The sequence below is a fragment of the Amycolatopsis benzoatilytica AK 16/65 genome (assembly GCF_000383915.1).
GTDB classification, from domain to species: Bacteria; Actinomycetota; Actinomycetes; order Mycobacteriales; family Pseudonocardiaceae; genus Amycolatopsis; species Amycolatopsis benzoatilytica.
In genome coordinates this window covers 617,730-635,901 of the sequence record NZ_KB912942.1, presented here as the reverse complement: position 1 = coordinate 635,901, position 18,172 = coordinate 617,730, and the positions used below count along the sequence as shown (strand labels likewise).

Annotated in this window: 20 protein-coding genes; 5 read left to right on the top strand and 15 right to left on the bottom strand. The window is 70.9% G+C overall.

Going from position 1 to position 18,172, the window contains the following annotated elements; genetic code table 11:
* Positions 1 to 4: 4 nt before the first annotated feature.
* Together AMYBE_RS0102980 and AMYBE_RS0102975 are read left to right on the top strand one after the other, a co-directional pair.
* Complete coding sequence (locus tag AMYBE_RS0102980; protein WP_020657849.1) at positions 5 to 1,144, top strand: glutamate--cysteine ligase; 1,140 nt, start codon at positions 5 to 7, stop codon at positions 1,142 to 1,144.
* An 11-nt stretch (positions 1,145 to 1,155) separates the two neighbouring features.
* Positions 1,156 to 1,599, top strand: a complete 444-nt coding sequence (locus AMYBE_RS0102975) for a YdeI/OmpD-associated family protein (RefSeq protein ID WP_020657848.1) — start codon at positions 1,156 to 1,158, stop codon at positions 1,597 to 1,599.
* Positions 1,600 to 1,623: 24 nt separating this feature from the next.
* On the opposite strand, the gene AMYBE_RS0102970 is transcribed toward AMYBE_RS0102975, so the two are convergent.
* The 7 genes from AMYBE_RS0102970 to AMYBE_RS0102940 form a co-directional block, all read right to left on the bottom strand.
* Complete coding sequence (locus tag AMYBE_RS0102970) at positions 1,624 to 2,493, bottom strand: NUDIX domain-containing protein (protein WP_020657847.1); 870 nt, start codon at positions 2,491 to 2,493, stop codon at positions 1,624 to 1,626.
* A 52-nt stretch (positions 2,494 to 2,545) separates the two neighbouring features.
* Positions 2,546 to 3,472, bottom strand: coding sequence for an ROK family protein (locus AMYBE_RS0102965; RefSeq protein WP_020657846.1), 927 nt, complete (start codon positions 3,470 to 3,472; stop codon positions 2,546 to 2,548).
* 15 nt (positions 3,473 to 3,487) lie between these two features.
* Positions 3,488 to 3,880: a hypothetical protein gene (locus AMYBE_RS0102960; protein WP_084470333.1), complete on the bottom strand. Its 393-nt coding sequence runs from the start codon at positions 3,878 to 3,880 to the stop codon at positions 3,488 to 3,490.
* A 71-nt stretch (positions 3,881 to 3,951) separates the two neighbouring features.
* Entirely contained in the window at positions 3,952 to 5,112 is a 1,161-nt protein-coding gene (locus tag AMYBE_RS0102955; RefSeq protein WP_020657844.1) for an ArsA family ATPase, read from the bottom strand.
* Positions 5,113 to 5,550 (bottom strand): SRPBCC family protein, encoded by a 438-nt coding sequence (locus AMYBE_RS0102950; protein WP_020657843.1) that lies wholly within the window; start codon positions 5,548 to 5,550, stop codon positions 5,113 to 5,115. It abuts the gene before it with no gap.
* A 27-nt stretch (positions 5,551 to 5,577) separates the two neighbouring features.
* The gene (locus AMYBE_RS0102945) at positions 5,578 to 6,372 is read right to left on the bottom strand and encodes a metallophosphoesterase family protein (protein WP_020657842.1); all 795 of its coding nucleotides are present in this window, start codon (positions 6,370 to 6,372) and stop codon (positions 5,578 to 5,580) included.
* A 9-nt stretch (positions 6,373 to 6,381) separates the two neighbouring features.
* A complete protein-coding gene (locus AMYBE_RS0102940) occupies positions 6,382 to 6,822 on the bottom strand; it encodes a hypothetical protein (protein ID WP_020657841.1) in 441 nt (146 codons plus the stop codon).
* 120 nt (positions 6,823 to 6,942) lie between these two features.
* Here AMYBE_RS0102940 and AMYBE_RS0102935 point away from each other — a divergent pair, with 120 nt between their 5' ends.
* Positions 6,943 to 8,739 (top strand): AMP-dependent synthetase/ligase, encoded by a 1,797-nt coding sequence (locus tag AMYBE_RS0102935; protein WP_020657840.1) that lies wholly within the window; start codon positions 6,943 to 6,945, stop codon positions 8,737 to 8,739.
* A gap of 178 nt (positions 8,740 to 8,917) precedes the next feature.
* On the opposite strand, the gene AMYBE_RS0102930 is transcribed toward AMYBE_RS0102935, so the two are convergent.
* The 3 genes from AMYBE_RS0102930 to AMYBE_RS0102920 all read right to left on the bottom strand — a co-directional run bounded on the left by AMYBE_RS0102930 (position 8,918) and on the right by AMYBE_RS0102920 (position 11,825).
* Complete coding sequence (locus AMYBE_RS0102930) at positions 8,918 to 9,388, bottom strand: YbjQ family protein (protein ID WP_020657839.1); 471 nt, start codon at positions 9,386 to 9,388, stop codon at positions 8,918 to 8,920.
* Positions 9,389 to 9,415: 27 nt separating this feature from the next.
* A complete protein-coding gene (locus AMYBE_RS0102925) occupies positions 9,416 to 10,516 on the bottom strand; it encodes an FAD-dependent monooxygenase (protein WP_020657838.1) in 1,101 nt (366 codons plus the stop codon).
* A 70-nt stretch (positions 10,517 to 10,586) separates the two neighbouring features.
* On the bottom strand, positions 10,587 to 11,825 hold the full coding sequence (locus AMYBE_RS0102920) for an aspartate aminotransferase type Ic (protein ID WP_020657837.1): 1,239 nt from the start codon (positions 11,823 to 11,825) through the stop codon (positions 10,587 to 10,589).
* Positions 11,826 to 11,896: 71 nt separating this feature from the next.
* Between AMYBE_RS0102920 and AMYBE_RS0102915 the strand changes: the two genes are divergently transcribed.
* Together AMYBE_RS0102915 and AMYBE_RS0102910 are read left to right on the top strand one after the other, a co-directional pair.
* Positions 11,897 to 12,379 carry a hypothetical protein gene (locus AMYBE_RS0102915; protein WP_020657836.1) on the top strand — a complete coding sequence of 161 codons (483 nt, stop codon included), beginning with the start codon at positions 11,897 to 11,899 and terminating at the stop codon, positions 12,377 to 12,379.
* A gap of 23 nt (positions 12,380 to 12,402) precedes the next feature.
* Positions 12,403 to 13,548, top strand: a complete 1,146-nt coding sequence (locus tag AMYBE_RS0102910; protein ID WP_034287802.1) for a GDSL-type esterase/lipase family protein — start codon at positions 12,403 to 12,405, stop codon at positions 13,546 to 13,548.
* 12 nt (positions 13,549 to 13,560) lie between these two features.
* On the opposite strand, the gene AMYBE_RS0102905 is transcribed toward AMYBE_RS0102910, so the two are convergent.
* Genes AMYBE_RS0102905 through AMYBE_RS0102885 form a run of 5 tightly spaced genes read right to left on the bottom strand, consistent with a single transcriptional unit; the run spans position 13,561 to position 18,164 of the window.
* Positions 13,561 to 14,028 carry a hypothetical protein gene (locus AMYBE_RS0102905; RefSeq protein ID WP_020657834.1) on the bottom strand — a complete coding sequence of 156 codons (468 nt, stop codon included), beginning with the start codon at positions 14,026 to 14,028 and terminating at the stop codon, positions 13,561 to 13,563.
* Positions 14,029 to 14,045: 17 nt separating this feature from the next.
* Positions 14,046 to 14,546 (bottom strand): hypothetical protein, encoded by a 501-nt coding sequence (locus tag AMYBE_RS0102900; RefSeq protein WP_020657833.1) that lies wholly within the window; start codon positions 14,544 to 14,546, stop codon positions 14,046 to 14,048.
* Positions 14,546 to 15,787: an MlaD family protein gene (locus AMYBE_RS0102895; RefSeq protein ID WP_020657832.1), complete on the bottom strand. Its 1,242-nt coding sequence runs from the start codon at positions 15,785 to 15,787 to the stop codon at positions 14,546 to 14,548. Before AMYBE_RS0102895 ends, AMYBE_RS0102900 begins: the two co-directional genes overlap by 1 nt.
* Complete coding sequence (locus AMYBE_RS0102890; protein WP_020657831.1) at positions 15,784 to 16,977, bottom strand: MCE family protein; 1,194 nt, start codon at positions 16,975 to 16,977, stop codon at positions 15,784 to 15,786. The genes AMYBE_RS0102895 and AMYBE_RS0102890 overlap by 4 nt, the downstream gene beginning before the upstream one ends.
* Positions 16,974 to 18,164, bottom strand: coding sequence for an MCE family protein (locus tag AMYBE_RS0102885; RefSeq protein ID WP_020657830.1), 1,191 nt, complete (start codon positions 18,162 to 18,164; stop codon positions 16,974 to 16,976). The genes AMYBE_RS0102890 and AMYBE_RS0102885 overlap by 4 nt, the downstream gene beginning before the upstream one ends.
* Positions 18,165 to 18,172: the final 8 nt, after the last annotated feature.

Sequence of the window (18,172 nt, the reverse complement as noted above, 5' to 3'; positions counted from 1 at the left end):
CGGCATGCGGATCGAGTTCCAGGCGTCGCGTCGCTCCACCGTCGGCGCGGAATGGGAACTGGCTTTGGTGGACCGGCGCAGCGGCGAACTGCGATCGGTCGCGGAGGAATTGCTCGCCGCCGTCCGGCCGGACGGCGCGGACGAGCACCCGCGGATCAAGCAGGAACTGCTGCTCAACACGATCGAAGTGGTCAGTGGCGTCTGCCGCACGGTCGGCGAGGTGAAGGCCGATCTGAGCGAGGCGCTCGACGAGGTGCACCGGGTCGCCGACCCGCTGGGCGTCGAACTGTTCTCGGCCGGTTCGCATCCGTTCTCGTCGTGGTACCGGCAGAAGGTAACCGACAAGGAGCGCTACGCGAAGCTGATCGACCGCACGCAGTGGTGGGGCAGGCAGATGCTGATCTACGGCGTGCACGTCCACGTCGGTCTCGATCACCGGGACAAGGTGCTGCCCGTGCTCGACGGTCTGCTCCGGTACGCGCCGCACCTGCAGGCGCTCTCCGCCTCGTCGCCGTACTGGGCGGGCGAGGACACCGGGTACGCGTCGAACCGGGCGCTGATGTTCCAGCAGCTGCCGACAGCCGGGCTGCCGTTCCAGTTCCGCGAATGGGCGGAACTGGAGGGTTACGTCGAGGACATGTTCACCACCGGCGTGATCGACCAGTTTTCCGAAATCCGCTGGGATATTCGGCCCGCACCGCATTTCGGCACACTGGAAATGCGGGTTTGCGACGGATTGCCCACGCTGCAGGAGGTCGGCGCTATTTCGGCGCTCACCCAGTGCCTGGTGGAGGACTTCAGCTCCCGCCTCGACGACGGCGAACAGCTGCCGGTGCTGCCGCCGTGGCATGTGCAGGAGAACAAGTGGCGCGCCGCGCGCTACGGCCTGGACGCGATCGTCATCCTCGACGCGGCCGGCCGCGAGCGCCTCGTCACCGACGACCTGGTCGAACTGCTGGACCGGCTGGAACCAGTCGCGCGCAAGCTGGACTGCGTGCGGGAACTGCGCGATGTCGAGACGATCCTCCAGGTCGGGGCCAGCTATCAGCGGCAGCGAGCGGTCGCGAAGCAGTACAACGGATCGCTGAAAGCGGTGGTCGCCGCGCTGGTCACCGAGATGCGCGACGGGGTCCTGCACGGCTAGCCTCGGCGGCTATGGCGCACACGTTCACCGCTGTCGTCGAGCTGAACGGCAAGACGGCGACCGGGCTCCGGGTGCCCGCCGAGGTCGTCGAGGCGCTGGGCCAGGGCCGGAAACCGAAAGTCCGGGTGACGATCGGCGCGCACACCTATCGCAGCACCGTCGCGGTCTACGGCGGCGAGTTCATGCTGCCGCTGAGCGCGGCGAATCGGGAGGCGGCAGGAGTCAGCGCCGGGGAGACGGTCGCGGTCACGCTTGAAGCCGACCTCGCGGAGCGGACCGTCGAGGTGCCCGCGGAGCTTGCGGCCGCGATGGAACAGGCGGGCGTGCGCGCGGTGTTCGACCGGCTTTCGTTCACCGCTCAACGAGAACGGGCGGAGGCGGTCACGTCGGCGAAGCGAACGGAGACCCGGGAGCGGCGGATCGCGAAGATCGTGGCGGAGCTGGCTGGGCAGTGAAGCAAGTCCGTTCGGCCGGATGGTTCAGCCGTTGAGTTCGCGGAGCAACGCCCCCGGGCCGAGCACCCGCGCGCCCAGGTCCGCGACGCGGCCGCGCAGTTCCCGGTCGGCGGTCACCACCACGACGTGATCGTCCGGCCGCTGCCGCGCGGCGGCGGCGACCTCGACGATCTTCGAGTCGCCGTCGGTCTCCGCGGGCACCACCTCGACACCCGGGACCGGCTCCACTCCCCTGGCCTTGCCCTCCACCACGAGCACCACCCGCGGCCACCACGACCAGGTCGAACCGGTGCCGAGGCCCACCACGTCGTCGCGCAGGCCGCGGGCGGCCGGACCAGTCAGCTGGTCGCGCAGGCGTTCCGCGGCGCCATGTCGGTCGCGCCACCAGCCGTCCGGACGCGAGCCCATCACGTTCGCCGCGTCGACCACGAGGACCAGTTCACGGCCCAGTTGTTCGCGCAAACCCGGCCAGGCGGCGGCGAAATCCCGATGCAACTCGAGCCCGGCCACCTCGTCCAGCGGCACCCAGCGCATCTCCGCGCTCTCCGCGTTCGCGACCTGCGCCTGCACCGCGCTGTCCGCGACGCCGAGCACCGTCGTGTACCGCCAAACCCCGTGGTCCAGCACCGACGCCGACCGAGCCTGGAAGGCCGACGACGGGATCGCGGCCTCTTCCCACGCTTCCCGGGCGGCCGCGTCGCGCACCGACTCACGGGCTTCCAGCGCACCGCCCGGCAGCGCCCACGTTCTGCCGTTGTGCACCCACCAAGCACGCCGCTGCAGCAACACCCCGCGACGCGGATCGCACAGCAGCAGACCCGCCGCGCCGTAGGTGCCCCAGTGCTGCCTGCCGCACGAGCACCGCACGAAGCGATTGGCAGTCATCGGCGTCACCTGACCAAGCCTTCCACACAACCTGGCTCGCGCCTATGCCTGCCGAAACGGCCTACAGCGTGTCCATCGCCAACGCCGCTGCCCCGACGATCGCCGTGTCGTCGCCCAGGTGCGCGGTCCGGATCCGGGCGAGCGGACGGTGCCGGGCGCCGGTGATCGCGCCGGCGTAGTGCTCGCGAGCCTCGTCCAGGAACAGCGGCGCGGACTCCGACACCCCGCCGCCGATGACGATGATCTCCGGATCGAAAACGTCCGCGACCAAGGCGAGTCCCTCGCCGAGCCACTTGGCCAGCTCAGCCATCGCGCGCAGCGCGATCGGGTCCCCGTCGCGGGCGGCACGCGCCACCCGGCGGCCGGTGACCGAACCCGGGTCGCCGGCGATTTCGCGGGACAGCACCGTCGAGCGGCCAGGGTAGCGGGCCAGCAGCTCGACCGCGGTCGCCGCCAGCGCGGTGCCGCTGCAGTAGCGCTCCCAGCAGCCGTATTTGCCGCACGGGCAGGCGCGGCCGTCCCGCACCACGGTGAGGTGGCCGAGTTCCGGGGCGACGCCGTACGCGCCGCGATAGATTTCGCCGTCCAGCAGCAGGCCCGCGCCGATTCCGGTGCCCAGCGCGACCAGCGCCGCGACACCCGCCCCGCGGGCCGCGCCGAACCGGTGCTCGGCCACGACCGCCGAGTTGACGTCGTGTTCCAGCGTCACCGGCAGGCCGACGCGTTTGGCGATCCGGTCCGCCACCGGCGCGTCTCGCCAGGCCAGGTGCGGGGCGAACATCACCGACCGGCGGTCGCGGGTCACGAACCCGGCGACGGCCAGGCCGACCGCCGCGACGTCGTGCCGGTTGCGCAGGTCCTCGACGACGCCGGCGATGGCGTCCTCGAGCGCGTTCTCTTCGCCCGGCGTCCCGACTCGCGCCGTGTCGAGCACCGAGCCGCGCTCGTCCACGACTCCGGCGCGCACGCTGGTGCCGCCGACGTCCACCCCTACGGTCAGCAATCAGATCTCCCGCTCCGGCCGCCAGTCCGCACGCTTGCGGACGGCGATGTGCTGGACCCGCGACGGCGCCGGCGCGGCCGCGGCGGGTTCGGACGCGGGCGGACGCGCGGCCGGCCGGAACCCGGGCATGTGCACGCCCTCGTCCGGCTCCCACCGGTCCGCGAGCACTGCCCGCAGCAGCGCGACGAGCTGGGCCGCCTGGTCCAGGACCCGGGCCACGAACTCCGGCCGCTCGCCGCGCACGACGGCGACGATCGCACACAGCGGGCACCAGCCGCATCCCGAAGTGCTGTCCTCCACACCGGACCCGCCCGGCTCGGCGGCTCCCGGGTGCTCGCCGTGCCCGGCCGCCAGCACGCCTTCCAGCCACGGCGCGGCCCGCTCGATCACCATCTCGACCAGCAGCCGGATTTCCTCGGCCAGCTTCAGCCCGTCGGCATGACTGCCGGATTCGTCCGTTTCGGTCACTCGGGCCCCCGCTCCTCCGCCAAAGTGATCGTCAGCCCGTCCGCGTCGGACTCCGCGCCGGTGATCCGGCAGGGCCGCAGCGTCTCCGGCAGCGCGACCAGCCGGCGGAACCCGTCCACGGTGATCGCCAGATCGTCGTCCACCCGGGCCAGGTCGAGCACCGAATCCCGCTCCAGCGGCAGTGCGACGCGCAGCCGGAATCCGCCGCCCGGGGAGGTCGCTGCCGTCCCCGCCGTCCCCGCCGTCACTGTCAGCAGCGGAGTCACCGGTTTTCCGTTGCCCGCCAACGGATCCCGGCTGCCGTACAGCTCGCGGGCCAGTTCGGCGAGCGCTGTCGTGCCCACGGGTTCGCTCGCGCGGTGTTCCACGAGCGCGGGGCGGAAGCCGGCCGCCGCCAGCTCGGCCAGCACCGCGTCCTGCTGGTCGCGGCGGGTCCGCAGCCACTTCGCCGCCGAGCCGCGCCAGAGCCCGGGCGCGGGCATCAAACGGTTCGCGATCAGGCCGTCCACCGCGATCCCGCGCAGCGCCAGCGAGGTGAGGGTGCGCCGGGCTTCGGCCACCACCAGGCGTTCCGGGGTCAGCACCAGCCGCACGGTCGTCACGGCCGGATCGGTGAGCAGAGAACGGAGGGCGTCCAGGTGCGTGCCCAGACGGCGGATCGACGCCGCGACCCGGCGGGTGCCATACATCCGGGTCAGGTAGCCGGACACCGCTTCCGGCAGCGACAACAGCCGAAGGGTTTCCGCGGTCGGGCCGCAATCGACCACCACGGTGTCCCACGGCCCGTGCGAAGCCAGCCGCTGGACCTCGCTCAACGCCAGGAGCTCGTCGACGCCTGGCAGGACGGTCAGCTCTTCAGCGTCCAGAATGTCCAGACCAGCTCCGGTCAGCACCTTGCGCAGCTCGCCGCGCAACTCGTGCCAGGTCCGGTCGGCCAGCGTGCGCGAGTCCACCTGCGCGGCCCACAACCCGGCGGTGCCCTCGACCTCGGCCGGGTCGGTGCCCAGCGGCGTGCCGAAGGCGTCCGCCAGCGAATGGGCCGGGTCGGTCGAAACCACCAGGGTTTTCCTGCCGCGGCCTGCCAAGGCGGCGCCGGTTGCCGCGGCGAGCGTGGTCTTCCCGACACCCCCCTTGCCGGTGAACAGCAGGATCCGCATTCAGCCCTCAGCCCTGCGCTTGAGCTCCTTCAGCGCGGTGTCCATGACCATCTTCTCGGCCTTGCGCCGCAGCAGGCCGATCATCGGCAACGCCAGCTCCACCGACAGCGTGTAGGTGACCCGGGTGCGGCCGCCGTCCAGCGGCTCCAGGGCGTACCGGCCGTTCTGCGCCTTCTGCATCTGGCCCCTGACCAGGTGCCAGCTGACGCCGAGGCCGGAGGCGTCCCAGTCGTACTCGAGCGTGTACACGTCCTTGATCGGACCCGCGTCGAGGGTCAGTTTCACCTGCTTCGCCCGGCCGTCGTCGCAGGTCGCGAGGACCTCGGTCTCCCGGACCGCCTTGGCCCATTCCGGGTACGCGGGGAAATCGGAGATCACCGACATCACCCGTGCGGGCTCGGCGTCGACCTCGATGGACTGCGTGGACTGCTCCGCCATGGGCTGAAGCGTAGCCGGACAGTGCGGTCACCAGCGCAGCACGTAGGGCTGCCCGGTCTCCTTGAAGTGACCGACGTTACGGCATTCGGTCCGGCCGACCCGCCGTCGCGCGGCCAGCGGCTGGTGCACGTGCCCGAACACCGACCAGCGCGGGCGCTGTTCGCGGATCAGCTCGACCAACGCCGCCGAACCGACCTCGGAGCGTCGCGCGATCACGTCGTAGGTCAGTTCGGGCACCGCGGGCGGAATGTGCGTGCACAGCACCTCGACCTGCTCCAACTGCGCCACCGCGGCGTCGAACTCCGCACGCGTGCGCAGGTACGGCCGCCAGGCCGCGCCCTTGCGAGGCCGCGGAACCACGCCGTCCGGCAGCACCGCGCCGCCGGCGAAGCCGAACCGCAGGCCGCCGATGACGACCACCTCGCCGTCCACGAGCCGCACGCCGGCACCGGCGAACTCCGGCCACACCGACGGCTCGTCGACGTTGCCGGGGATCGCGTAGGTGGGCGCGGTCATCGAGGCGAACAGTGTCGAATACTGCTCGTGGACCGCCTCGTGCACCGCTGCGGCCGGATCGTCCAGGGTGGCCCACAGGGAGCGCGAGTAGGCGACAGTCTGGTCCCGGGTGCCTTCGCGGCGCAGACGCGCGAACTCGCCGACCTTCTCCGCGCCGAACAGCGTGCCCATGATGCCTTTGTCGTGGTCGTGGTAGTCGACGAAGTCGAGCAGGTCGCCCAGGACGACCAGCGCGTCCGCCCCCTCCCCCGCCCGCTTCAGCGCGTCCGCATTGCCGTGCACGTCCGAAACGACGTGAACCCGCACAAGAGCCTCCTACTCGACGGACTCGACCGACTCGCCCGGCTCGGACACGGTCCGGGGCGGCACCCCCGGCTCGCGCCCGTCCTCGAGGATCGCCTTGAGCCCGAGCGCCACGTCCTTCGCCGAGCGCGCCCGCCGGTCGAACTCGCGGCGCAGTTCGCGCGGGCTCAGCTCGCGCGGGACGCCGCCAGGGCCGGCGGGGGTGGCGCGGAGGAAGTAATGCAGCACGGTGCCGTCGAGAACCGGTTCCAGCCAGACCTCCATGGTACCGACCAGCGCGCCGGTGACGGTCCAGCGCAGGCCCCGGTCGCCGCGGTCGGTGTAGACCTGCAACTCCAGGTCGGGCCAGTACCGGCGCCAGGAGCGCGGGTCCGCGAAGGCGGCGGCGACGGTGGACGGAGGCACGACGAGGAAGGTCTCGTCGACAAGATCGAGAGCGGGCGGTGCGTGCACCCGGACACGATGTCACGACCTCGGCGCGCGACCCGTGCCAGCATGGTCTTAAGGTCTACGGCAAGCTAAGTTGACTGGCGGGTAACCGCACGCATCGCAGCGTCGAACACGGAGGTCCACGTGCGCGAATACAGCGCCCCCGCCGGCAAGCCGGTGAGCGACGACGAGAACCTGGCTGATGTCGTCTGGGCGAACGCGGAGCGTTTCTCCGACGTGGTCAGCTTCCGGCGGCAGGTCGAGGGCACCTGGCTGGACGTGACCGCGAAGGACTTCGCGGACCAGGTCGCGGCCGTGGCGAAGGGCCTGATCGCGGCCGGCGTCGGCCACGGCGACCGGGTCGCATTGATGTCCAAGACCCGCTACGAGTGGACTCTGATCGACTTCGCGATCTGGGCCGCCGGCGCGGTGACCGTCCCGATCTACGAGACGTCCTCGCCCGAGCAGGTGTACTGGATCCTGTCGGACTCGGCGGCCAAGGCCGTGTTCGTGGAGACCGCCACGCACCAGAAGGCGGTCGAGGAGATCGGCTCGCGGCTGAGCGCGCTGGAGAACACCTGGCGGATCGAGGGCGACTCCCCCGCCGTCGACCGGCTGACCGCGCTGGGCACCGAGGTCTCCGACGAGGACCTGCACGCCCGCCGCCGCGGCGTCACCGCGAACGAGACGGCCACCATCGTCTACACCTCGGGCACCACCGGGCGGCCCAAGGGCGTCGAGCTGACCCACCGGAACCTGCTGGCCGAGATCCGCGCGGACATCGAGGCGTTCCCGGAGCTGATGGAGCAGGGCAACTCGCTGCTGTGCTTCCTGCCGCTGGCGCACATCCTCGCCCGCGCGATCGCCATCACCGCGCTCAGCGCCCGGGTCACGCTCGGCCACACGCCGGACGTGAAGAACCTGGTGCCCGACCTCGGCACCTTCCGGCCGACGTTCGTGGTGGCCGTGCCGCGCGTGTTCGAGAAGGTCTACAACACCGCGAAGCAGAAGGCGCACAGCGACGGCAAGGGCAAGATCTTCGACGCCGCCGAGGCGACCGCGGTGGCCTACAGCGAGGCGCAGGAGAACGGCGGCGCCGGGTTCGCTTTGAAGGCGAAGCACCTGGTTTTCGACAAGCTCGTTTACGGCAAGCTCCGCGCCGCGCTCGGCGGCCGCTGCATCGCCGCGGTGTCCGGCGGGGCCCCGCTCGGCGCGCGGCTGGCGCACTTCTTCCGCGGCATCGGCGTGCCGGTGTTCGAGGGCTACGGCCTCACCGAGACGTCCGCGGCGGCGAACGTGAACACCACCGCGGCGTTCCGCGTCGGCACCGTCGGCCGCCCGGTCGCGGGCACCTCGGTGCGGATCGCCGACGACGGCGAGGTGCTGCTCAAGGGCGACGTCGTGTTCGGCCGGTACTACAACAACCCCGAGGCGAGCGCGGAAGCGCTCACCGACGGCTGGTTCCACACCGGCGACATCGGCGAACTGGACGCCGACGGCTTCCTCAAGATCACCGGCCGCAAGAAGGAGATCATCGTGACGGCGGGCGGCAAGAACGTCGCCCCGTCCGGCCTGGAGGACACCATCAAGTCCTCGCCGCTGGTCAGCCAGGTGATGGTGGTCGGCGACCAGCGGCCGTTCATCGCCGCACTGGTGACCGTGGACGAGGAGTACTTCCCGTCGTGGAAGACCCAGCACGGCAAGCCGGCCGGCGCGACGGTGTCCGAACTGGCCGACGACGCCGACCTGCGCGCGGAGATCCAGGCGGCGGTGGACGAAGCGAACAAGCAGGTGTCGCACGCCGAGGCGATCAAGAAGTTCACCGTGCTGGCCAACGACTTCACCGAGGCGGGCGGCGAGATCACGCCCAGCCTGAAGCTGAAGCGCAACGTGGTGAACAAGAACTACGCGTCCGATATCGAGGCGCTGTACCGGAAGTGATTCCCGGATTCCGCGAATACGGGCCCGCGCCTTTTCCGGTGCGGGCCCGTTTCGTCGGCCGGGAGCCTATTGCCCTGGCCCAGGATCGACCGTCCGTGAAGGGCCCCTTGCCGGAATCTCATTCCCTCAAGGGGTCCTTCACGACATCTTCGGACGCACGGGCTCGCGGGCGGCGGCGTCAGCCCTGCGGCGGGGCCTGGAACTGCTGCTGGCCCTGCTGCGCGTACTGCTGCTGGGGTGCCTGCTGCTGTTGCGGTGCCTGCTGTTGCGGAGCCTGCTGAGCGCCGTCCGGGACCACGTACACCGCGGTGCCGTAAGCGGCGATCTCGCTGGCGGTGCCGGCGATCTCGTTGCAGTCGAAGCGGAGCGCGAGGACCGCGTTGGCGCCGTGGTTCATGGCTTCCTGGCACAGGCGGAAGAGCGCCTCGTACCGGGAGTCGGACAGCAGCTTGGTCAGGCCCTTGAGCTCGCCGCCGCCCATCGCCTTGAAACCGGACCCGATGTTGGAGAACATGTTGCGGCTGCGGACGGTGAGGCCGAAGACCTCGCCGAACACGCGGACCACCCGGTACCCGGGCAGATCGTTCATCGTCGACAGCAGGATGGGGAACTGCTGGTGCGCCTGTTGCGGTGGGGCAGCTTGAGTCATGCGCGGATCGTATCGTCCGTGCCCCGCTCACGCCGTGATTCGCGCTCGCCAGTCCAGATGATGCCGGTATGCCCAGCCTCGGTCCGCGCCGGTGTCGTTGCCCGCGCTGACCGCGACCAGTTTCTCCACCCGCGCCCGGCGCAGCCGCTCGTAGGCGGCGAACGCGGCGGGTGCGTCCGGCAGGTCGCGCAGGCACTGGCCGAGGACCACTGAGTCCTCCAGTGCCATCGACGCACCCTGCCCCGCGGCAGGCGACGCGGCGTGGGCGGCGTCGCCGACGAGAGCCATCGTCGGGGTCGACCAGACGCGCGTGGTCGGCAGGTCGTAGGAGTGCCCGCCGTACACGTCGTCACCGGTCGCGGCCACGATTTCGGCGCACGGCAACGGGTCGCCGGCGAACGCGGCGTGAGTGAACTCACGCCAGCCGGCCGGGGTGACGGCGGCTAGCTCGTCCCGGGAACGTTCGACGTCCGGGACGCGAGCGAACCAGAAAGTCGCGCCGTCCGGAGCGGTGGTGTAGCCGAACGCGGCACGGCTGCCGCGGATCATCCGGTAGACGCCGGGGGCGGCGGGCAGGCCTTCGGCCCGGGTGTAGCCGTAGACCACCGTGAGGCCGGTGTAGCGCGGCGGCTCGGCCCGCGGGTCGATGAGCGTTCGAACGACGGAGTGCAGACCGTCCGCACCGATGAGCAGATCACCCGATTCGGTGGTGCCATCGGCGAAGCTCGCGGTGACGCGGTCGGTCCCGGTCGCCCCGGTGAGACGGCGGCCGTGCACCAGCTGGATGCCGCGGCGTTCCGCTTCTTGTTGGAGCACGCGGTAAAACACCGCGCGGGTGAGAGTGCGCGGACCGTCGAGACCGCTGTCGAAGGTGCGGGTGCCGACCGTGGCGCCATCCGGGCCGATGGCCTCGACGCCGAGCGCGGCGAAGGACGCGTCGATCACCGGAGTGTCGGCGCCGATGGCTCGCAACGCGTCCATCCCGTTGTGCATGACGGTCAGGAAAGCACCGGCGTCCGCTCCCCCGCTGGGATGCGCTTCGAACACCACCGGTTCGTGCCCGGCCAGCTGCAGCGCCATCGCCGTGACGGTGCCGGCGACTCCGCCGCCGGCGATCAGAACCCGCATCGTGCCCCCCCTGGATACGACCGTGCCGCCGCCACCGTAGCGGGTGGCGGCGGCACGGGGCCAGGGATGATCAGGCGCGCTGCGCGACCGCGAGCCGCACGCAGACGGCGAGGCCGCGGACGGCTTCCTCCACCTCGGGCAGGTCCGGGAAAGTCGGCGCGATGCGGATGACCGCGTCGGCCGGGTCGTCGCCGTGCGGGTGGGTGGCGCCGGCCGGAGTGAGCGCGATGCCCGCCTCCTTGGCCAGCCGCACGACCTCCTTCGCGGTGCCGTCGGGCACGGTCAGCGAAATGAAGTAGCCGCCGGTCGGCTTGGTCCAGGTGGCGAGGTCGGAGATCTCCTCGGAGAGGATGCGCTCGACCGCCTCGAACTTCGGCGCGATCAGCTCGGCGTGCTTGCGCATGAGCGCGCGGACGCCGTCGGCGTCCTTGAGAAACATCGCGTGCCGCAGCTGGTTGACCTTGTCCGGGCCGATGGTGCGCTTGCCGAGGACGCCCTGCCACCAGGCGAGGTTGGCCTCGGACGCCCCGAAGAACCCGACGCCGGCACCCGCGAAGGTGATCTTCGAGGTGGAGCCGTACACGAAGACGCGGTCCGGGTTCCCGGCCTCGGCGCAGAGCGCGAGGATGTCGGCCACCGGGGTCTCGGTGTCGGTGAGGTGGTGCACCGCGTACGCGTTGTCCCAGATGATCCGGAAGTCCGGCGCGGCGGTCGGCATCGTCGCGAGCCGGCGGGCGACCTCGTCGGTGAAGGTCACGCCGGTCGGGTTCGAGTACTTCGGCACGCACCAGATGCCCTTGACCGCGGCGTCCTCGGCGACGAGGCGCTCGACGACGTCCATGTCCGGGCCGTCCTCGGTCATCGGGACCGGGATCAGCTCGATGCCGAACCGCTCGGCGAGCGCGAAGTGCCGGTCATAGCCGGGCACCGGGCACAGCATCGCGATCCGCGGCTCGTCGGCCCAGCGGCGCTCCGCGCCCGGCAGCGTGCTGAGCATCGCCTGGGCGATGGTGTCGTGCATCAGCTCCAGGCTGGAGTTGCCCGCCGCGAACAGCTGCTCGACCGGCACCTGCAGCGCGCCGGCGAAGATGCGGCGCAGCTCCGGCAGCCCCTTGAGCCCGCCGTAATTGCGGGTGTCCGTGCCGTCCTCGGCCTTGTACTGGCCGTTCGGCAGGGTGAGGAGATCCGCGGAGAGGTCGAGCTGCCGGGGCGACGGCTTGCCCCGGGTGATGTCCAGGGACAGGCCGCGCTCGACCAGCGCAGCGTAGTCGCGACGGGCGGTGTCGACGTCGACAGGAGCTGTGGTCATACCACCACGCTAAACCGCTCTCGCAAACCATTTCGGGTGACCCCCGGCTCAGGTCGGCTAACGTAACCTCCGTGCGGTACCTGGTGCATGCGGATCAGCGGCAGTTCTCGTTGCGGGACAAGAGCGCCTGGCGTCGCGGCGACGGCGGGTGGACCGAGGACGCGGTGGCCCGGTGGCGCGTCGCGGTGGAGCCCTCGTCGCTCTCCGTGGCGACCGCGCGATCGGACTGGGTCGAGACGGACGTGACGATCGGGCCCGCCGCCCCGCCGCTGCGGGCGGAGGCGTCCCACGTCGTGGAGGCCGACCTCGACCTGCCCGGCGGCGAAGCGGCGCTGGCCGGGCCGGCCGACTACGCCGGGTACGAGCACCGGATCGCGGTACCGCCCGGGCGGTACCGAGTCCGAGTGTCCTATGTGGAAAGCGGTCCGCCGGACGCGGAGTGGCACGACCACGAATTCGGCGAGCACTTCCGGTACGTGCTGGACCTGTGGCCGGTTTCGGCGGCCGCCCCGGTCGAGGTGGTCCGGCAGGGCGCCGAGGTGTGGGACGGCTGACCGCCGCTGGCAGACTCGCCGCCATGCAGTGGATCATCACGCCGGTCGGCGAAGAGCTGGTGCGCGGAGCGCTGGAACTGGAACCCACCCGGCAAGGGCTGCTGCCGCACCGGCTGCCCGCCCGTGCCAGGGCGCAGAACACCGACAGCCGGCTCGCGATGGCGGAAACCCAGCCTTCCGGGGTGCGGCTGGCGTTCCGCACTTCCGCGACGGTGATCGAGCTGGACACGCACCGCACGAAAGTCGGCTACGAGGGCCTGCCGCCGCTTCCGGACGGCAGCTACGACCTCATCCTCGACGGCGTGCCCGCCGGCGCCGGCACCGTCTCCGGCGGCGACGTGCTGACGCTCGACATGATGTCCGGGACCGGCTCGACCCAGCCCGGCGCCCCCGGCACGGTCCGGTTCTCCGATCTGCCCGCCGGGGACAAGAACGTCGAGATCTGGCTGCCGTACAACGAAACCACCCGGCTGCTCGCGCTGCGCACCAACGCTCCGGTTTCGGCGGTGCCGGTCACCCGGCGAGTCTGGCTGCACCACGGCAGTTCGATCAGCCACGGGACCGGTGCGGCCGGTCCGGCGTCGACGTGGGCGGCGCTGGCCGCCGCGCGCGCCGGAGTGGAACTGGTCAACCTGGGGTTCAGCGGGAGCGCCCTGCTGGACCCGTTCACCTCGCGGGCGATGCGGGACACGCCGGCCGACCTGGTGAGCGTGAAGCTCGGCATCAACCTGGTGAACGCGGACCTGATCCGGCTGCGGGCTTTCGGGCCCGCGGTGCACGGGTTCCTCGACACCATCCGGGAAGGACATCCGGAGGCGCCGCTTGCGGTGATTTCGCCGCTGCTGTGCCCGATCCACGAGGACACTCCCGGGCCGGGAGCACCGGACTTCCGCGACGGATCGCTGCGGTTCCGGGCGACCGGGGATCCTCGCGCGGTCGCGGAGGGCAAGCTGACGCTGCGGGTGATCCGGCAGGAACTGGCGCGGATCGTGGCCGCGCGAGGGGACGCCGCGCTGTTCTATGTCGACGGCCTTTCGCTTTACGGAGAAAAGGACTTCGCGGCGCACCCGTTGCCGGACGCGCTGCACCCGGACGCGGCGACGCATCGGCTGGTGGGCGAGCGGTTCGCGGACACGGTGTTCGGGGACGGCGGGCCGTTCTCCGGATAGCGGCCCGCCGGGCTACAGCGGATCCAGCCCGGTGATCCGCCATTGCCCGTCCACCCGGTGCGCCGTCACCGAAAGCTGCCCCACCGACGACTTCGGCACGCCCCCGCCCGGCAGGATCGTTTGCTGGTCAAGGAAGACCAGCAGGCTCGCGTCGTCCCCGCGCAGCGAGCGGACTCCGATCGAGCGGACGGTCGTCGTCCGGACCAGCTTCTCGTCGGTCGCCCGCTTCCGCGCCGCCGCGAACTGGCCCTGGTACTGCCGCACCGCGTCGCCGGTCAGCACCTCCGACGCGGCGCGCTCGGTACGGTCCAGATTCGCGTAGTCGTAAGAGAAAACCGCCTTCACCGCAGCGCTCACCTGCTGCGTCACCTGAGCCGTCGCAGCCTGGTCGACCAACGCTTCGTCGTCCTCGGGCTGCAGCAGCGACGCTTGCACGCCGAACCACACCGCACAGGCGGCCGCGACGCCGCCGATTCCCATCGCGACAGTCCGCGACCTCACGAGCCCACCGCCTGCACCGCGCTGATTTTCCACTCGTCACCAGCGCGCGCGAAGTCCACCGTCAGCCGCGCTTGTTTCTCCATCGAGGGGCCGCCCCCGGTGCTCACCCGGACGTTCAGCACCGCGATCAGCCGCGCCGTGCCCGGGGCCGGGTCCAGTTCCGTGACCGCGGCTTGGACCAGCGAAGCCGTCGACACTGTCTTCGTGGTCTTCGCCCGGTCGATCTGCATCTGCCGGTCGCCGGAGAGGTCCTTGCCGTACTGGCCGGTGGTAGCGGCGATCCACCTGTCCACGTCCGCGGAACTCGTGCGGTAGTCGATGGTGTTGAGCGCGACCAGATCGGCGCTCGCGGCCGCCAGCACCGCGTCCCGGGCGCGGCCGCGCGCCAGGCTGTCGTCGTGCGCGGCGTTCCACCACGACCAGCCGAACCACGCCGCGGCCAGCACCGCGACGACGGCCAGCACTCCGAGCAGCCGTCCGGTGCGGACCGGGTTCATCACGAACCGCCCAGCAGCGCGCCGAGCCCGCCCTTCGACGGCGTCCCCAGCTGGCCCAGCAAACCGGGCAGCTGCTGCGCCGAAGACCCGTCCGCGGTCCCGGTCGCCTTGGGCGCAGCGGGAATCGCCGGCGGCTTGCCGGCGTACGGCGCGTTCTGCGCACCGCGCACCTCGACCGGGCCGCCCGGCGGTTCCGCGCAGTAGGCGTTCATGTTGACCGGTGCTTCGCTGGTGTCGTTGGCCGGGCGCTGCTTCGTGCCCTCGTAGCCCTTCGTGCACGAATGCGGGTCGAAGAAGTTGAACACCACGCCGAGGTGCCCGGTGCCGTCCGGCGACGTCGTCGGCGAGAAGGCCGAGATCACCGGGTACGCCACCAGCAGTTCCTCAAGCGCGTCGGTGCGCATCGAGGTGACCTGCGCGGTCGTGAGCGAGTTCGCGAACAGCACCCCGAGATCGGTCCCGGAGACCGCCAGCAGGTCGCTGATCTGCCGGCTCACCTGCGGAGCCTCGTCGATCACCTGGCGCAGCGCCGGATCCGACGATTTCAGCTGCGCGCTGATCGTCTTGAGCCCGGACGCGAACGACGTGATGTTCTGCGCCTGCCGCTCCTGGGTGGCGAACACGGTCCGCGAGTTCGCCAGCAGCGCCTGCGTGTCCGGCACGTACTGAGCCGCCGTCGCGGTGAGCGAACTGGTGCTGTCCAACAGTTTCTGCAGCTCCGGTCCGGCACCGGCGAACGCGTTGTACGTCTCGTCCACCACGGTCTTCAACGACTCCGGCCGGACGCTCGACACCAGGCCGTCGAGATGCGTCAGCACCGAGTCCGGCGTCGCGGGCAGCGAAGCCCGATCCTGCGTGATCACCGCACCGTCCCGCAGGTACGGGCCGGTCTCGCGGTCCGGCAGCAGGTCCACGAACTGCTCCCCGACCGCCGACCGGTTCGCGACCTGCGCGTGCAGCGCGGCCGGGATGTCCGGGCCGCCGGAGTCGATGTCGAGCCGGACGTCGATGCCGTGCCCGGTGAGCGTCAGGTCCCCGACCCGGCCGATGGTCACGCCGCGGTAGGCCACCTCGGAGTTCACGAAGATCCCGCCGGAATCGGGCAGCTTCAGCGTGACGTGGTAGCCGCGATTGCCGAACAGCCGGTCGAGACCGGCGTAGTGGCCGCCCGCGTACCCGACCGACACCACCGCGATCAGCAGGAACGCCAGCAGCTGGATCCGGGTTTTGCGCGTCCTCATCCGCCGCCTCCTACCAGACCGCCGAGCAATCCGCCCAGTGGTCCGCCCATGCTCGGTTTGCTCGGCCCGGAGCCGTTCGCCGGCAGCGGCAGCGAGAGCGGTGGCGCGCCGTTGCCCGCGGCCGGCGGGTTCGCCCCGGGCAGCGAAGGCGTCGGCAGCTGGAACGGCGGCTGCGACGAGTTCGCGAAATTCTGCACCAGTTTGTCCAGGTCCAGATCGACGCGCGCGTCGACGTTCGCGTAGTCGCCCTTGATCACGTTGCCCGCGTAGTCCGGGAAGGGATAGGTCAGCAGGATCTGCAGCGCGTTCGGCAGGTCCTTGCCCGCGGCGCCGAGCTGGCGCAGCGTCGGTTCCAGTGCCTTGAGGTTCGCGACGAGCTGGTCGCGGCTGCGGTGCACGGTGTCCACCGCCGTCGACGACAGCTTGTTCAACGCGTTCAGCATGCCCACCAGCTGCTCGCGCTGGTCTGCCACGATCTTCAGCCCGGGCGACAGCTTGTCCAGCGCGGTGGCGAGGTTCTGCTGCTGCCCGGCGAGCGTCGCGGACAGCTTCCCGAGCCCGTCGATCGCGCGCAGGATCTCCGCCTTGTGCCCGTCCAGCTGGGTGGCCAGATCGTCCACTCGGGACAGCAGCGCGCGCATCTGCGGTTCGTTGCCGGACAACGCGTCGTTGAGCTCGTGGCTGATGTTCTGCAGCTGGTCGATGCCACCGCCGTTGAGCAGCAGCGACAACGCGCCCAGCACCTCCTCGATCTCCGGATTGCGGTTCGTGCGGCCCAGCGGGATCTGCGCGCCGTCGGCGAGCTTCCCCGCAGGCTTCTCCCCGGTCGGCTCGCTCAGCTCCACGAACTTCTCGCCGAGCAGGCTCGACTGGCGCAGCTCGGCGCGCGCATTCGCGGGCAGCGCGACATCGCCGTTCACGGTCATCGACACCAGCGCCGACCGGGTGTCCGGGGTGAGCGAGATCCGGTCGATCCGGCCGACCGGGACGTCGTTCACCTTCACGTTCGCCTGCGGCACCAGGTCCAGCACGTCGGTGAACAACGCGGTCACGTGGTACGGGTGGTCGCCGACGTCCGGGCCGCCGGGCAGCGGCGTCGAGTACAGGCCGTTGAACCCGCCGTCGCTGCATCCGGCGAGCACGAGCACCCCGGCGAGCGAGCCGGCCAGGGTTTTGCGGAGCCGCTTCATTTTCCGCCGCCCTGGGTCAGCACGTCGGACAGCGGCAGCGGCAACGGCGGCAGCTGGCCGTTCTGCAGCGAGTTCAGCGCCTGCGGAATGGACGGCAGCTTGAGCGTTCCGTCGAGCACCGGCGCGAGCTTCTTGCAGATGTTCCCCAGCGTGTCCGGGACCTGCTTCGGCGTGCCCGCGCTGATCAGCCGGCAGACGGTCAGGATCGGCGGGTTCGTGATCTCGTTGAGGTTGTCGCGCACCGCGATCGTGCCGGACGCCGCGTCGTAGGTGTTGATGAAGTTCGTCGCCCCGGTCGGCGCGATGTCGAGCACCTCGGCGAGCGCGGCCCGCTGGTCCACCAGCACCTTGGTCAGCGACGCGAGCTTCGAGACGTTGGCGGACAGTTGGGTCTTGTTGTCCGACACGAACTGTTTCACGTCGCCGAGCGAGGTGGACAGCGAAGCGAGCGCGGCGCCGACGTCCTTCGAATCGTCGGCGAGGAAGCCGCTCACGTCGGCGAGCCGCTGGAAGAACTCGTTCAGCTGGCTGTCGCTCGCCGAGAGCGCGGACGTGAACGAGTTCAGGTTCTTGACCGTCGAAAACAGGTCGTCCTTCGAATCGTCGAGCGTCCCGGCGAGATCGGCGAGGCGCCCGACCGTCGAGTTCAGGTTCTTGCCGTTGCCCTTGAGGTTGGCGGCCGCGGTGTCCAGCAGGTCGGAGAACGCGCCGTTCTTGTTGGCTCCGTTGGGTCCGAGCGCGGTGGACAGCTTGTCGAGGCTGGCGTAGAGGTCGTCCAGCTCGACCGGCGTCGCGGTCTTGTCGCGCGCCAGGACGGTGCCGCTCGCCAGCGTCGGACCGCTGTCGTAGGCGGGGGTCAGCTGCACGTACCGGTCGCTGACCAGGCTGGGCGCGACGACGACCGCACCGACGTCCTTGGGGATCGGGACGTCGGTGTTCACCGTCATGTCCACCCGCACGGCCTGGCCCTCCGGCGTCACCGCGGTGACCTGGCCGACCGACACGCCCAGCACTCGCACCGACGAACCGGCATAGAGGCCGACGGTCTTGCCGAAGTAGGCGGACAGCTTCGTCCCGCCGGTGTCGCGCAGCACGAGGTAAATGCCGGCGGTGAGCAGAAGCACTGCCACGCAGGCGATCCCGAGCCAGGTGACCAGGCTCCGGCCGGCTTTCGTGTCGACAGTCATGACGCCTC